Origin of the sequence: Paraburkholderia sp. MM5477-R1 (assembly GCF_050436385.1) — a bacterium.
Taxonomy (GTDB): Bacteria; Pseudomonadota; Gammaproteobacteria; order Burkholderiales; family Burkholderiaceae; genus Paraburkholderia; species Paraburkholderia tuberum.
The window spans coordinates 507,804-521,569 of sequence record NZ_JBNDMC010000010.1 but is presented as its reverse complement, the minus strand read 5'-3'; the positions used below and the strand labels follow the sequence as shown (position 1 = coordinate 521,569).

Here is a 13,766-nt window from a genome sequence, read left to right as displayed (position 1 = left end):
CGGCGCGTTTCAGGTCGTGGTCATTTCGCCACGGTCGACGTCTTCTGCGGACCGAGTCCGCACGCCTGATATGCGCTGGTTTGCAGCGCGCGGAAGCGCTTGGTTTGCGCCTTGGCGTGGTCGACGCGGAATTCCGCGCCGCCTTCGCCGCCTAGCGTCGCGTACTTCGAGAAGGTCGACTGGTCGACGAATTCGTCGTACGGCAACGACGCGGCCATCTTGTCGATCACGCACGAGCACTTGTAGACGTTCGCGAACTCGTGGCCGTTATCGTCCATGCAACTGAGCACGTATTCGACGCGACCCTCGGTCGGATAGTTGTAGCCGCCCGCCCACGCGAGCGGCGCGGCGAGCAGGAGCGAGGTAAAGGCGAGAAGCGCGCGACATCTGTTGGTCATTGAATGCCTCTGCGAAAGCATTGAGCCTGCTTCGCGAACCGCTGCGCGAGATGCGTGCCTTGCGGCCGCGAGGCGACGGGATGCGCGAGGAGGCGGGGCCGGCAACGGCGCCGCGTCTCCTGCGCTTGCATGCGCCGTCAGTTCGGCGCGAACGGATGCGCGACGCTGCCCTTCTTCGCCATCACTTCAGCCGCGCTCGGGTCGCCGCTGACCGCGCGCTTGATGGCCTCGCGCGTCGCCTGATAGTTGAACTGCTGGATCTTCTTGTCGTCCTCGGCCTGCCAGTGAATGAACACGCCGACGCAGAGGAACAGATCGTCGGCTTCTTCCTGCGGGATCGTGCCGTCCTCGACACTGTCGGCCACCGCGAGCGCGACCGCGTGCTGCGCCGGGCCGAACATCTGCACGGCCTGCTTGGCGCCTTTGATCGTCACCTTGTTGAACAGGATCGTATTGGGCTTCGTGATGAGATTGGGCGCGACGACGGCGAGCAGCGACGTGAAGCCGTCCTTGTTGTTGGTGAGGGCGTTGCAGAACGCGGTTTCCGCAGCCGAACCTCGCGGTCCGATCAGCAAGTCGATGTGCGCGACCTCGTTGCCGTCGCCGACGAGCGACTCACCGATCATGACGCGGTTGATCTTGGCCATTCTGTTCCTCCAAAAGAGTAGGTATGGACCTGCTGACGAGGCGCCGCCCGCGATCGTCCGGATCAGCATCGCGAGAGCGGTGCGGGAATGCACGGCGGTACTAACTAACAGGTTCCGTGCCAGTTGTCGCTAAGGGCCTGCTGACGCGGCTGTTCGGGTCTTCTTCAGTCCAGACGATTCAGGGTTAACCGCGCCCTTCGACGCAGCGCGCAAGAAACAGTGTGGCCACCGCGAGGTCCGCGCTGGTGCCGGGATTGATCGCGCCGGCCTTCAATTCGGCATCCCAGGCGTCGAGTTGCGGATCGCTTGCCGAGCGGCGCGCGGCGGATCGCGCCTGGCGCCAGCGCGCGCGCTGTTCGCGTGCCACGAGCGTGACACTCTGCGCCAGCGCGCGGCCGTGCTTGCGCACAATGTGAGAGTCGGGCCAGCCGCCGAGGAACGCGAGAAACACGTTGAGCATCGCGATTTCGCCTGGATCGGCGGGCGCGGGTTCGGGCGTTGGTCTCGAGGCTTCGACGTAGGCGGCGAGGCCGGTGTCGAACAGGTCGGCGAAACCGTTCGCGTACTGCCGCGCGATGCTGTCGCGTTCGCTGGCGAGTCGCATCGCGTCGCGCAGGCCGATCGTCGGCGGTGCGTGGACCGATTGCTCGGGCGCGTCGCCGAGGCCGCCGGGATTGGCGAGCGCGATCGCGCGGTAAGCAAGCCGAGCGTCTTCGACGTCGAGCCGGCTCAGCACGTCGCCGACGGCCGCGCGCCACGCTTGCGCCGACACCGGCGCTTCGCCGGTTTCGTCGAGGGCCGCGGCGAGCGGCGCGACCAGCAGCACGATGCCGAGATTCGTATTGCAGCCGACGGCCGCGCGCGTGCGCGTGACCGCGTCGAGAATGCGCTGTCCGACGCGCTCGCCGCGCGCGAATAGCGCGTCGAGCGACGCGTCCGCGCTGGCGAGGAACTGGGCCGCGTGCATGCCGTGGCCGGGGCTTTGGGTGCTGACGTTGCCGGGTTTCGGCGTGGTGACGTCGAGCGCGCAGGCTTCGAGGAAGGCCGCGCGCGCGTGCTCGACGGGAATCGCATGAGTGTCGGGCATCGCGCTCAAGCCCGGCGCTGCGGAGACTGCTCGGGCAACCCGGCGCTAGCGGCTTGCTCGGCCAGCCTGCGATCGAGCAGATCGTCGACGAGCGCCGCCGCGACATCGAGCGGCACGACCGACTGCAAACCGCGCCACGCGGCCACGCCGTTGACTTCGAGCACGAGGGGCAGCGCGGCGTCGTCGGCATTCGGGATCAGGTCCACGCCCGCGTAGTCGAGCCCGAGCGCGGCGGTTGCGTGCACGGCCGTCTGTGCGAGCGGGACCGTGAGTTCGGCGGGCTCGCAGCGCGCGCCTTGCGCGACGTTGTGAATCCAGCCCTTGCCGCCGCTGCGCCGCATCGCCGCAACCGCCTTGCCGCCGATCACGAGCACGCGCCAGTCGAAACCCGGCCGGCCACTCGCGACGAAGCGCTGCAGATAAGCGACCTGCCGATAACGCGCGAGCGACGGCAATGGCGCGAGCAGCCCGCCGCGCGCGCCGAGCCGTTTCAGCCCGTGGCCTTGCGAGCCGAACAGCGGCTTGAGCACGACCTGACGGCCGGCGGCCGCTTCGCGCATCAGTACGCGTTGCGCGAACGCGGCGGATTCGCCGGCCCAGGTGGCCGGCGTCGGCACGCCCGCGCGATGCAGCAGGAAGCTCGTCATCGACTTGTCGACGCTGCGCTCGATCGCGCGCGCGTCGTTGTACACCGGCACGCCCGATTCACGCAGCGCGTGCAGGATGCCGAGCCGCAGCGTCACCTGCTCGAAGCTGCCGCCGGCGATGCCGCGTACGAACACCGCGTCCGGCAGCGTGCGGCCGAAGCCCGGGATCGCGAGGCCGTGCGGCAGCCACGTGGTGTCGATGCGGCAATCCGCGAGATCGACGCAACGCGCCTCGGCGCCGCGCGCGCGGAACGCCTTTTTCAGCCGGCCGGTGTGCCAGCCGGTTTCGTCGGTCATGATCGCGATGCGCACGCCTGATGTGATCATCATCGCGCGACGGACTCGCCGCCCCACTGTTTGCGCAGCAGGCCGCCGTCGAGCCGGCCGCCATGATAGGTCGCGCCGCTTTCGAGGCTGCTGACCCACACCTCGGCGGGCGCGAACAGCGCGGGATCGATCTGATAGAAGTCGAAGTTGACGGCCGTGAAGACGTCCGCGAACGGCCGGCCGTAGTCGCGCGAATTGGCGGAGGGGAGGGTGTCGGCGAGACGTTGCGCGATCTCGTCGTGCTGGACGCTCAGGTGCACGCGGCCGCCGTACAGGATCGCGTCGTTGGTGCGGCCCATCGCCTGAATGCCGTCGGGCGCGGGCGGCGGCAGCGGCGCCGAGCCCGTCCCCGCGACGATCTCATCGAGCGGTACGCCGAGCACATGCACCTTGTGCAGCGCAACTTCGACCACGCGGGCGACGACCTGTACTGTTCCCGCGACAGAGTGTGTCGGCGTGACGATCAGCGTCAGGTGTTCGGGCGCGAGGCCGCAATCGTGCAGCACCTTGTCGATCACGACCTGCGGCGGCAGGCGGTCCACTTCGAGCACCAGCGCGCCGCGCTCGTGGCGGTCGCGATAGCCGAGTTCGTCGAATAGCGGCTCCTTGACCGCGAGCGCGCGCGCGGGCCCCGAGCCGAGCGAAAAGAATTTCTTGCCACCGGTCTGCTCCCTGGTCGCCGACAGGCTCCAGCCCGCGTACTGGCTGCCGAGACAGGCGAGCACCGGCGACGACGTGCTGACCTCGAGCATCGTCGGCCATAGCGGCGCGGCGTCGAAGTTCGCGCGTACCGCGACGCGGCCGAGACCGCCCATGCAGATGCGCGCGATCAGCACGCCGGCGTCGAGGCCGCCACGCGCATCGACGCCGGCGTCGGCGATCACGGTGCCATCGCGCGTGCGCGTCAGTGCGACGCCGAGTTGTGCCGCCTGATCGACGAGCCGTGCTACGAGGCGCTCTGAAAGCGCGTTCACGCTCGGCAACGCGGCGGGCGGGAAAGTCTCAGCTGTGGGCGTGGAGGCAGGCATGGTCGGGTTCATCGCAGGTTTCGATTCGTTGGACGACGCGTTCGTGCTGCGCGTCGAGCGCGGTGAACACCGCGTCCACCGATGCCGCTCGCACTTGCAGCGTGCAGACCGGCTGCCCTGCGTCGATGCGGGTGCCCGGCATCGGTACGTCGCGGCATTGCGGATCGCGCAGGCAGGCGTCCGAGAACGCGGCCGGGACGCTGAACGGCCGCTGCGCGAACAGCACGCGCTGACCGGCACGCCAGCGCGGCGCGCGGGCGAGCGCGAGGCTCGCGGCCGACGGCGCGCGGCCGTGGCGGCACGCGTCGAGGTGGCAGGCGAGCAGGCCGGCCGGCCATGCATCGGGCGACGCGGTTTCGTAGAGCGCCATCGTCGACGAAGGGCGCGGGTTGATTTCGAGCACGTCGAACGAGGTGCCGTCGGACAGGAAGTCGCAGCTGTTGATGCCGACGAGGCCGGTGTTTGCGCACAGCGCGTCGAGCGCTTGCTGCACGCGCGCGATGAACGCTGGCGGCAAGTCGATCGGCCCGATCGAGCCCGCATGCACGAAGCGCAGATCGCCGATCGCGCAGGTGAATTGCTCGGCGAAACCGATCAGATGCGCGCTGCCGTGCGCGCCGATGAAAAGCGCCGACAGCGAGCGGCCTTGGCCAATGCGCTGGAAGTAGCCGTGCGCGGAGTCGGTCGTTAAATGGAACGGGTCGGCCGCCTCGATGTGCGTACCGCCACAACCATCCGCCTGCTTGAACAGCCAGCCCTCGGCCGTCGCGGGCCGCTCGAACGACACAGCCGGATGCGCAATCCGCAACGCGTCGAGCAGCGCGAAAAAACGCCGCGGCTCGCGCACGGCCGCGATCGCCTCGGCAGCGTTGCCGAGAAAGCGCGGCAAGCCGGATTCGCGGCACAACTGAGGCATCAAAGGTTCGAGCCCGCTGCCGCCGATCCAGCCAAGCAAACCCGGCAAGCGCGCGACACGCGCAAGCGCATCGACGAGCCGCGCCCGGTCGATCCCGAGCGCGCCATCACCACGGCCGATGTCGAACCATAGCTCGGCGGCCTCGCGCGTGTCGCGGTCGCCGAAGACATCTAGCGCGGCGACATGCAGGCCGGCGCGCGCCGCGGACTGCGCGAGCAAGCGCGCGGACTGCCCGACGACCGCGACCAACGGCGCATGCATGAGCGGGCGGTGCGACTTCATGGCGACCGCGCTCAGCCGAGACCGGCCGCGACCGCGCGGGCCTCGTCGTAGGCTTCCGGGAAGCCCAGGTAGACCGGCTTACCACCCGTGCGCATGCGCACGAAGAGGCGATGCTCGACCTGATATTTGACGTTGCCGATCGCCAGCGCGCCGATGCCGACCGCGCCCGCGTTCGGCACGCCGTCGATCGGTTTGCCGTCGTTCATCACGTTCACGCCGGCGATCCCTTCGGGCGGCACCGCGTTGACGTCGGCGGCGACGAGCAGGCGCTTCGCATGCACGAGGTCGTCCCTGCCGACCACCTGCGCGCCCGCGACGGCGGTGGCGAGCACGATTTCCGCGTCGGCGAGCGCGCCGCGCAGTTCGGCGGGCGTCGTGGCGCTGATGCCGTTCGTGAAGATGCCGAAGCGCTCGTTGACTTCGGCCGAGGCCCCGAGCGCGCGATTGCGGTCGTGGTGGCTCGCGATCGTCACGTCGGCGCCGCGCGACGCGGCGATCGCCGCCGCGATGCGCCCGACCGCGCCCGTTCCGCCGAGAATCAGCACGCGCTTGCCGCCCAGCTCCACGCCGTGCTGTTTGCCCAGATGCCGCTCGACCAGCGCGACGAGCGCGGCCGCGGTCGTGTACGAACCGCTCGGATCGGCGAACACCGAGACCTCGAACGGCGGGACCATCGCGCGGCGCGCGGTGTCGAGCATGTCGGCGGCCTGCATCACGTCCCGTCCGCCGATGAAGATGCCGGTGCGCGACACCCCTTTCGGGCCGCGCGAGAAGATCGCGTCCTGCGTCAGATTCGCGACCATGCCCGCTTCGACGTTGCAATACGGCACGATGACCTGATAGCCGGCGTCGGCGGCCATGTTGACGTCGAACGGACTCATCTGCGGCGTGGCCGTGAACATGTGCAGGATGTAGGGCCTTTCAAGGGTTTCTGACATGGCAGGGGCTCGTTTTAGTGGCAATCTCGGGGACGGCGCAAGGCAAGGCCGCGCCGCGCGTGGCAGCGCCTTATGTAAGCGGCGGCCTGAGCGGTGCAGCGCATCATGCGGCGTCGATATGCGGCGCGCGCGCCTCGGCGCCGCTGATCGCCGCGCCGCTGTTGCGGCCCGCGACGACGCTGCATTCGATATGCGGCAGCGCGCTCGCGACGGCGCGCGCGGTCGCGAGCGCGCGGTCGGCCTCGCGCGCGCTCGCGAGCACCGCGAAGCCAGTCGGGCCCCACGAGGTCTGGCCGATGCCGGCGGTGCGTTCGGCGGCGACCGCGCGCAGTACGCGCTCGACGTCGGCACTCGCGAACACGCCGCCTTGCGCGCTCGCGAAATATTCGCCGATGGTCTGCTGCAGCTCGGTGAGGCCGTGCGCGAACGGCGCGAAGTTATGTTCGGCGGCGCCGGGCAGGATCTGCATCAGCACCAGATGGCACAGATGCGCGGCGAGCCGCCGCGGAAACGGCGCGAGCGATGCGAGCGCGCTGCGTTCCTCGGTACCGTGCAAGCCCTCGCGGCTGTTGTCGCTGACGAGCAGCACGCGCCACGGCTGCGGAAACGGCTGGCGCGACAGCAGCGGCGGCATGCTCTGGCGCAGATCGCCGGGCGGGCCGCCATCGAGCAGCAGGCCGCCGCACTCGAAGCCGAGTATGCCGATGCCGGAGCGGGCGCCGCGCCCGAGCAGACTGGCGAGCTCGGCGCTCCTCGCCGGCTGGCCGACGAGGCGCGCGAACGCGGTGCCGACCGCCAGCGCCAGCTGCGTGCCGGAGCCGAGGCCGGTGTGCGCGCGCGGTGCCTCCAGCACGTCGATCGCGAGTGTCGCCGGTCCATAGGCAGCCTGCAGCCGCGCGAGACTCAGCGCGATGCGCTCGCGCTCGGCCTCGCTGACCACGCCGCCGATCTGCTCGCGTTCGGCGAGCCGCGCTTCGATCCGCGTGCCGTGCGTATCGATGACGAGCCCCAGGCTGCCGAACGCACGCCCGAGCGACGCGTTCGGATCGAGAAAGCCCAGATGCAGCCGCGCGGGCGCATCGATCGTGATGGGGGCGCGTGGCGGCAGGCGGCGGAGCTGAAGCGGCATCTCGAGTGTCCTCAGGTGTCCTTGCGGGTGCGCAAGACCGGGTTCGGCCGCGGGGCGTCCGCAACGCGTCGCGGGTTCCAGCGATAGTGCGCCCGGCGACGTCAAGCGAAAGCCGTACCAGGCACGCGCAACGGCCGCCGCCGCGGGTTCGGCCCACTGGAACCTCTAAACGGGCACGCCGCGCCCCACGCGGTTTCGCCGCCGCATGGACGCTGTGTGACGCCGAAGGCGCACTGTGTCACGCGCTGTTTCATCCGGCGACAGGAACGCGTGTCAACTGCCTTGCGCGGGTTTGGGCGCGTCGTACTTGATATAGCGGAAGCGCTGATCGTCGGCGGGCGTGCCTTCGAGCGGGCCGTCCTCGAGGCCGGGCTGCCAGTGGACCACCGATTCGATCTTCGTCGCGAGCGCGAAGTCCTTGTCGGTGATGCCCTTGGCGCTGTGCGTCTTCAGCTTCACGGTCACGAAGGCGTACGAGACCGTCAGATCGGGGTGGTGCCAGGCGGCTTCCGCGAGGTGGCCGACGGTGTTGACCACCATCAGCGTTCCCTTCCAGCCCTCGGTGCGGTATTTGCGCCGCAGCCAGCCATCTTCCAGATACCAGTGCTGCAGCGGACCGACGAGGCGCTGCTGGATCTCTTCGTCGGTATAGACGTGCTCGGTGTTTGCCATGGCTGTTGCTCCTCGAATGCGCGAATCGATCGCCGAACGAAGCATCGTTGCAAGTGACAGGCCCGTGCCGCGGCGTGTGATTCGCAAAGGACACGATTCGTATCACGCAAGTGACACAGTATGTGCCGCATCGCGTGACGCAGGCCCTTCAGCTTACCGCCATGCAAGCATCGGCGTGCAACGCCCGAGTGCCGCGACACCTCGCGCGTGCCGAGTCGCCGGGCCAGCGCAGCCAATAGCGGCAAACGTTGCCGCTATTCCGGCATGGAATATGCGTCGGCCGTTCATGCGTCGCGAAGCCCGACATCGAATCGGGATAGCGCGTTAATCGTTACCTGCACTCGAGAAGGCGCGCACGATGCGATGAGGTAGCGTGGGTCATTCGTGAGTTGAACAGCAGGACAATTCTGGAGGAGACATGAACTTACGCACTGTAGTTCTTGGGCTCGCGATCCTCGCATCCGCAGCCTTTGGCTCTCTGGCTGCGCAGGCCGATTCGCAGCTCGACGCGCTGATGAAAAATCCAGCCAACTGGGCGGCCCAGGCGGGCGATTATGCGAATCACCGCTACAGCCCGCTCAAGCAGATCAACGAGAACAACGTCGGCAAACTTCAGGTCGCATGGACCATGTCGACCGGCGTGCTACGCGGCCATGAAGGCGCGCCGCTCGTGATCGGCGACACGATGTATGTCCACTCCCCGTTTCCGAACAAGGTCATTGCGGTCAACCTGAAGGATCAGACGTTCCTCTGGCAGTATCAGCCGAAACAGGACGAGCAGGTCGTCTCCGTGATGTGCTGCGACACCGTCAATCGCGGTCTCGCGTACGGCGACGGCAAGATCTTCCTGCAGCAGGCCGACACCAAGCTCGTCGCGCTGAACGCGAAGACGGGCGACGTGGTGTGGACCGCGCAGAACGGCAATCCGAAAGCCGGCGAAACCAACACCAACGCGCCGCACGTATTCGGCGACAAGGTGCTGACCGGGATCTCGGGCGGCGAGTTCGGCGTGCGCGGTCGTCTGATCGCGTACGACATCAAGACCGGCAAACCGGCCTGGACCGCGTACAGCACGGGCCCCGACAACGATATGCTGCTCGACCCGCAAAAGACGATGACGTATTCCAACGGCCAGATGGTGCCGGTGGGCGCGGATTCGTCGCTGAAGTCATGGAAGGGCGATCAGTGGAAGCTCGGCGGCGGCACCACGTGGGGCTGGTATGCGTGGGATCCGAAACTCAACCTTGTGTACTACGGTACCGGCAATCCGGGCACATGGAACCCGACGCAACGTCCGGGCGACAACAAATGGTCGATGTCGATCTTCGCGCGCGACCTGAATACCGGCATGGCCAAATGGGTCTACCAGATGACGCCGCACGACGAATGGGACTATGACGGCGTCAACGAAATGATCCTGTCCGATCTGACGATCAACGGCAAGCAGGTGCCCGCGATCGTGCACTTCGACCGGAACGGCTTCGGCTATACGCTCAATCGCGTAACCGGACAACTGCTGGTCGCGCAGAAGTACGACCCGGCGGTGAACTGGGCCGACCGTGTCGACCTGCAAAGCGGCCTGCCGATTCGCAACGCGGCGTACTCGACGCAGGCGGCCGGCTCCGATCACAACGTGAAGGGCATCTGCCCGGCGGCACTCGGTTCGAAGGACCAGCAACCGGCGGCATACGATCCGAACTCGCACCTGTTCCTCGTGCCGACCAACCACGTCTGTATGGATTACGAGCCGTTCGATGTCGACTACGTGTCGGGACAGCCGTATGTCGGCGCCACGCTGTCGATGTATCCGGGCCCGAACGAGGGCAACGCGATGGGCAACTTCATCGCGTGGGATGCGAGCAAGGGCAAGATCGTCTACTCGAAGCCGGAGAGGTTCTCGGTGTGGTCGGGTGTGCTGGCGACCGCGGGCGGCATCGCGTTCTACGGCACGCTGGAAGGCTACCTGAAGGCGGTGCGCATCAAGGACGGCAAGGAACTGTGGCGCTTCAAGACGCCGTCGGGAATCATCGGCAACGTCTTCACGTACGAGTATCAGGGCAAGCAGTACGTCGGCGTGTATTCGGGCATCGGCGGCTGGGCCGGCATCGGCATGGCGGCAGGTCTGGAGAAGTCGACCGAAGGTCTGGGTGCGGTCGGCGGCTACAAAGATCTCGCGAAGTACACCGCGCTCGGCGGCACGCTGTTCGTGTTCGCGATTCCTGGCGAAAAGAGCTGAACGAACGGCTGAAATGAAAGGCTGAACCAGCGGGGCGGCTTGAACAGGCACGGCCGCCCCGTCAGCCTCGCGCAAGCATTGAATCACCCCCAGATCGCGCCCGTTGGTGGATGCGTCGATGAAACGCATCGGGGCGCGGCTTATTCCCAGATGGAGACATGTGCATGAAAGGCCGATCTATCCTGTTGCTCACGGTGTTGCCCGCAGCGCTCGTCGTGCTGCCCGTCGGATACGCGCAGAACAATCCTTCGATTGCGCAGGTCGCGTACAAGGTGGTCGACGGCACCAAGGTGGACAGTAATACGCTGCTTGGCTGGAAGACGTGGCGCGCGCTCGCTTGCGAACGCTGCCACGGCGCGCAGCAGCAGGGCATGGTCGGGCCGTCGCTGATCGACGCGTTCAAGACGCTGGACAAGACCGAGTTTCATCGCACGGTGTTCGGCGGCCGGGTGGACAAGGGCATGCCCGATTTCAGCACGAGCCAGATGATGCAGAAGAACTGGGAAAACCTCTACGCGTACCTGAAAGGGCGCTCCGATGGACAGATCAAGCCGGGCGATCTGAAGGCCATCGACGCCAAATAACGCCGTGTCGTCATTCTTCCGGAGGCTCACGATGCGTGATAAGAGAAGCATGTCCGTGCATGTCAGCGTGATCGCGGCCGCGTTGTGTGGCGCGGCGCTCGCGAGCGCCGCGGTCCGGGCGGACGGCCCCGCGCTGCCGAACAACGACGGCGCGGACGGCGTGCTCAGGGTGTGCGCGGACCCGAACAACATGCCGTTGTCGAACGACAAGGGCGAGGGCTACGAGAACCGCATCGCGGCCCAGATGGCGAGCGACTTCGGCTACAAGCTCGAATACACGTACTTTCCGCAGCGCATGGGCTTCGTGCGCCACACGCTGCGCGAGAAGGAGGACGGCAGCGAGCGCTATCGGTGCGACCTGATCATCGGCGTGCCGAAGGGCTATGAAATGACGTCGACGACGCAGCCGTATCTGCGCTCGACCTACGCAATGGTGCTGCCGAACCGCCCCGAGTTCGCGAGCATCAAGACGCCCGACGACCTGCTGAAGCTGCCGCCCGATCAACTGCACAAGCTGCGCTTCGGCATCTTTTCGCAAACCCCCGCGGTGGACTGGCTGCTCGGCCACAACCTGATCGACCAGGCGGTGTCGTACCAGGTGCAAAGCGGCGATCCGGCCGTGTACCCGGGCCAGATGATCGAGCACGACCTGCGCGCGGGCAACGTCGACGTGGTGTTCCTATGGGGGCCGATTGCCGGCTACTTCGCGAAGCGCTCCGGTGATTCGGTCAGACTCGTGCCGTTCCCGCCGGGGCCGGGCATCCGCTTCGACTACACGATTTCGATGGGCGTGCGCTACGGCGAGAAGGACTGGAAGGACAAGGTGGATCAATGGATCGGCGCGAATCACGACAAGATCGACAGCATCCTCGCGACCTACCAGGTGCCGATGCTCAAACCGGTCGACGCGCCGGCGGGCAAGCCTGGCGACGCGTCGCAATGACGCGCGCGCGCGGCGCCTGGCTGCGCGCGGCACGCGCCGCGCTGATGGGGACGCTGTGTGTGCTGTGCCTCGCGCCAGCCGCCGCGCGTGCGGCGAGTCCGGCGTCGGCGCCGGGCGGCGACGAGATCACGCCGGCCGAGCGGCTGATTTTTCTGACCGATCATCTGCACGGCGTCGCCGCGCAGACCGAACTCGACTACGCGCTGATCGATTCCGGGCAACCGTCTCGCAGCGCCGATGTCGTCAAGGTGCTGGTGCTGAGCGAGAACAACGCGAAAGGCGACGCACAGGTGTCCGACCATAGCGGCAGCGTGAACCTGCCGATCGGCGGCCTGCAGTGCAATCCGGCAATCATTTATTTTCTCGAACACGACATCGCGGAGATGCAGGGTCTCACCGGCGGGCAGCGCCGCTATTTCCAGCAGCGTCTGCGTCTCGCGCTCGCCGCGGGGCCGCAGATCGAGAGCGTGCCGAGTGAGGTCGGTGGCAAGCCGGTCAGCGCGCGGCGCATCGTCGTGCAGCCTTATCTGAACGATCCGAACGCGGAGCGCTTCGCACAATACACGGGCAAGCGCTACACGTTCCTGCTCGCAGACGGCGTGCCGGGCCAGGTCGTGCAGATCCGCACCGACGTGCCGGGTCCCAACAACGACTTTGCGCATCCGGCGCATACGGAGTCGTTGAGCTTTCAATCCGCACTGAACAAGTTGCCTTCGGGCAAGGCGCCGGCGAAACCGTCATCGAATGCGCCGCGAGCGAGTCGCTGAATCAAATGCAGAACGCGAGTTTCGCGACGAACCGGGTCAAGCTGAATTTCGTTCGCACGCTGACCCTGCGGCAGTTGCAGATTTTCGTCGTCGCGAGCCGCTATACGAGTTTCGCGCGCGCGGCCGAGGAGCTGCATCTGACGCAGCCGGCGGTGTCGATGCAGATTCATCAGCTCGAAGAGGCGGTCGGCCTGCGGCTGTTCGAGCGCATCGCGCGCAAGCTCACGCTGACCGAAGCGGGCGAGGTGCTGACCCATCACGCGAGCCGCATTCTCGGCGAAATCAAGGACACCGAAGACGCGATGATGTCGCTGAAGCAGGCCGACAGCGGCTCGATCAACGTGGGCATCGTCAGTTCGGCGACCTACTTCGCGCCGAAACTGCTGGCGATGTACTCGCATCTATACCCGAAGGTCGACGTGCACTTCTCGGTCGGCAATCGCGACGCGTTGCTGCGTCTGTTGCAGGACAACGCGATCGATCTCGCGATCATGGGCCGCCCGCCGCCCGAACTCGATACGACGGCCGAGCCGCTCGCGAGTCATCCTCAGGTGGTGATCGCGCCGCTCGATCATCCGCTGTGCGGCGCGCGCCGCTTCGATCTGCAGGAGTTGCGCCGCGACACCTTCCTGCTGCGCGAGCCGGGCTCGGGTACGCGCATGGCCGCCGAGGCGATGTTCCGGCAGCATCTGTTCACACCCGCGAAAACCATCACGCTCGGCAGCAACGAAACGATCAAGCAGGCGGTGATGGCGGGCATGGGCGTGAGTCTGATCTCGCTGCATACGTTGCAGCTGGAGTTGCGCACCGGCGAGATCGCGCTGCTCGACGTGAACGGCACGCCGATCGAACGCGCGTGGCAGGTCGTGCATCTGCGCACGAAGCAGCTTTCGCCGACCAGCATGATGTTCCGGCAGTTTCTGCTCGACCATGCGGCGGTGCATCTGGAGCACGAATATGCGCAGTTTGCAGGGGTGTTTGCGAAACCGCCGGTCGGCGCGAAGCGGTAGCGTCATGCGCGCGTCGGCTTGCTGGTGAACGACGCGTCCCAGGCAGCGTCGATGGCACAGTCTGTACCCGACTGTCGTGACAGGCTGCCAACTTTTCGCATTCGATTTAACTCCTGGGTCCCGTGCGCACGATCGGCATAAACCATGCTTGAACG

General features: G+C 66.9%; 14 protein-coding genes. 5 read left to right on the top strand and 9 right to left on the bottom strand.

The features are described 5' to 3' along the window. Positions 1-20: 20 nt before the first annotated feature. From OKW35_RS46245 to OKW35_RS46205, 9 genes are all read right to left on the bottom strand, one after another. Positions 21-398 (bottom strand): hypothetical protein, encoded by a 378-nt coding sequence (locus OKW35_RS46245; protein ID WP_184067339.1) that lies wholly within the window; start codon positions 396-398, stop codon positions 21-23. A 137-nt stretch (positions 399-535) separates the two neighbouring features. Beyond that, entirely contained in the window at positions 536-1,045 is a 510-nt protein-coding gene (gene fae, locus OKW35_RS46240; protein ID WP_184067342.1) for a formaldehyde-activating enzyme, read from the bottom strand. A gap of 184 nt (positions 1,046-1,229) precedes the next feature. Further along, complete coding sequence (locus tag OKW35_RS46235) at positions 1,230-2,132, bottom strand: triphosphoribosyl-dephospho-CoA synthase (protein WP_429555558.1); 903 nt, start codon at positions 2,130-2,132, stop codon at positions 1,230-1,232. Positions 2,133-2,137: 5 nt separating this feature from the next. Continuing rightward, positions 2,138-3,109, bottom strand: a complete 972-nt coding sequence (locus OKW35_RS46230) for an ATP-grasp domain-containing protein (protein ID WP_429555557.1) — start codon at positions 3,107-3,109, stop codon at positions 2,138-2,140. Then, positions 3,106-4,146, bottom strand: a complete 1,041-nt coding sequence (gene mch / locus OKW35_RS46225; protein WP_429555556.1) for a methenyltetrahydromethanopterin cyclohydrolase — start codon at positions 4,144-4,146, stop codon at positions 3,106-3,108. Before mch ends, OKW35_RS46230 begins: the two co-directional genes overlap by 4 nt. Continuing rightward, the gene (locus OKW35_RS46220; RefSeq protein WP_429555555.1) at positions 4,109-5,332 is read right to left on the bottom strand and encodes an ATP-grasp domain-containing protein; all 1,224 of its coding nucleotides are present in this window, start codon (positions 5,330-5,332) and stop codon (positions 4,109-4,111) included. The genes mch and OKW35_RS46220 overlap by 38 nt, the downstream gene beginning before the upstream one ends. Before the next feature lie 11 nt (positions 5,333-5,343). Continuing rightward, on the bottom strand, positions 5,344-6,270 hold the full coding sequence (locus OKW35_RS46215) for an NAD(P)-dependent methylenetetrahydromethanopterin dehydrogenase (protein WP_184051994.1): 927 nt from the start codon (positions 6,268-6,270) through the stop codon (positions 5,344-5,346). Between the two features lie 103 nt (positions 6,271-6,373). Then, entirely contained in the window at positions 6,374-7,399 is a 1,026-nt protein-coding gene (locus OKW35_RS46210) for a beta-ribofuranosylaminobenzene 5'-phosphate synthase family protein (protein ID WP_429403621.1), read from the bottom strand. Between the two features lie 273 nt (positions 7,400-7,672). Next, on the bottom strand, positions 7,673-8,071 hold the full coding sequence (locus OKW35_RS46205; protein WP_090809095.1) for a 4a-hydroxytetrahydrobiopterin dehydratase: 399 nt from the start codon (positions 8,069-8,071) through the stop codon (positions 7,673-7,675). 418 nt (positions 8,072-8,489) lie between these two features. Here OKW35_RS46205 and OKW35_RS46200 point away from each other — a divergent pair, with 418 nt between their 5' ends. From OKW35_RS46200 to OKW35_RS46180, 5 genes are all read left to right on the top strand, one after another. Then, positions 8,490-10,307, top strand: a complete 1,818-nt coding sequence (locus tag OKW35_RS46200) for a methanol/ethanol family PQQ-dependent dehydrogenase (protein WP_429555554.1) — start codon at positions 8,490-8,492, stop codon at positions 10,305-10,307. A gap of 164 nt (positions 10,308-10,471) precedes the next feature. Continuing rightward, positions 10,472-10,891 (top strand): c-type cytochrome, encoded by a 420-nt coding sequence (locus OKW35_RS46195; protein WP_090810412.1) that lies wholly within the window; start codon positions 10,472-10,474, stop codon positions 10,889-10,891. A gap of 31 nt (positions 10,892-10,922) precedes the next feature. Beyond that, on the top strand, positions 10,923-11,834 hold the full coding sequence (locus OKW35_RS46190; protein WP_184067360.1) for a substrate-binding domain-containing protein: 912 nt from the start codon (positions 10,923-10,925) through the stop codon (positions 11,832-11,834). After that, positions 11,831-12,601, top strand: a complete 771-nt coding sequence (locus tag OKW35_RS46185) for a hypothetical protein (protein WP_184067363.1) — start codon at positions 11,831-11,833, stop codon at positions 12,599-12,601. Before OKW35_RS46190 ends, OKW35_RS46185 begins: the two co-directional genes overlap by 4 nt. A gap of 5 nt (positions 12,602-12,606) precedes the next feature. After that, complete coding sequence (locus tag OKW35_RS46180; protein WP_429555553.1) at positions 12,607-13,611, top strand: LysR family transcriptional regulator; 1,005 nt, start codon at positions 12,607-12,609, stop codon at positions 13,609-13,611. The last annotated feature ends 155 nt before the right edge of the window (positions 13,612-13,766 follow it).

What these genes read in the sequence shown, in the direction of transcription:
- OKW35_RS46245 (WP_184067339.1), bottom strand. Translation starts at nt 398, where the DNA reads ATGACCAACAGATGTCGCGCGCTTCTCGCCTTTACCTCGCTCCTGCTC.
- OKW35_RS46205 (WP_090809095.1), bottom strand. Translation starts at nt 8,071, where the DNA reads ATGGCAAACACCGAGCACGTCTATACCGACGAAGAGATCCAGCAGCGC.
- OKW35_RS46235 (WP_429555558.1), bottom strand. Translation starts at nt 2,132, where the DNA reads ATGCCCGACACTCATGCGATTCCCGTCGAGCACGCGCGCGCGGCCTTC.
- mch (WP_429555556.1), bottom strand. Translation starts at nt 4,146, where the DNA reads ATGAACCCGACCATGCCTGCCTCCACGCCCACAGCTGAGACTTTCCCG.
- OKW35_RS46215 (WP_184051994.1), bottom strand. Translation starts at nt 6,270, where the DNA reads ATGTCAGAAACCCTTGAAAGGCCCTACATCCTGCACATGTTCACGGCC.
- OKW35_RS46185 (WP_184067363.1), top strand. Translation starts at nt 11,831, where the DNA reads ATGACGCGCGCGCGCGGCGCCTGGCTGCGCGCGGCACGCGCCGCGCTG.
- OKW35_RS46190 (WP_184067360.1), top strand. Translation starts at nt 10,923, where the DNA reads ATGCGTGATAAGAGAAGCATGTCCGTGCATGTCAGCGTGATCGCGGCC.
- OKW35_RS46210 (WP_429403621.1), bottom strand. Translation starts at nt 7,399, where the DNA reads ATGCCGCTTCAGCTCCGCCGCCTGCCGCCACGCGCCCCCATCACGATC.
- OKW35_RS46180 (WP_429555553.1), top strand. Translation starts at nt 12,607, where the DNA reads ATGCAGAACGCGAGTTTCGCGACGAACCGGGTCAAGCTGAATTTCGTT.
- fae (WP_184067342.1), bottom strand. Translation starts at nt 1,045, where the DNA reads ATGGCCAAGATCAACCGCGTCATGATCGGTGAGTCGCTCGTCGGCGAC.
- OKW35_RS46220 (WP_429555555.1), bottom strand. Translation starts at nt 5,332, where the DNA reads ATGAAGTCGCACCGCCCGCTCATGCATGCGCCGTTGGTCGCGGTCGTC.
- OKW35_RS46230 (WP_429555557.1), bottom strand. Translation starts at nt 3,109, where the DNA reads ATGATGATCACATCAGGCGTGCGCATCGCGATCATGACCGACGAAACC.
- OKW35_RS46200 (WP_429555554.1), top strand. Translation starts at nt 8,490, where the DNA reads ATGAACTTACGCACTGTAGTTCTTGGGCTCGCGATCCTCGCATCCGCA.
- OKW35_RS46195 (WP_090810412.1), top strand. Translation starts at nt 10,472, where the DNA reads ATGAAAGGCCGATCTATCCTGTTGCTCACGGTGTTGCCCGCAGCGCTC.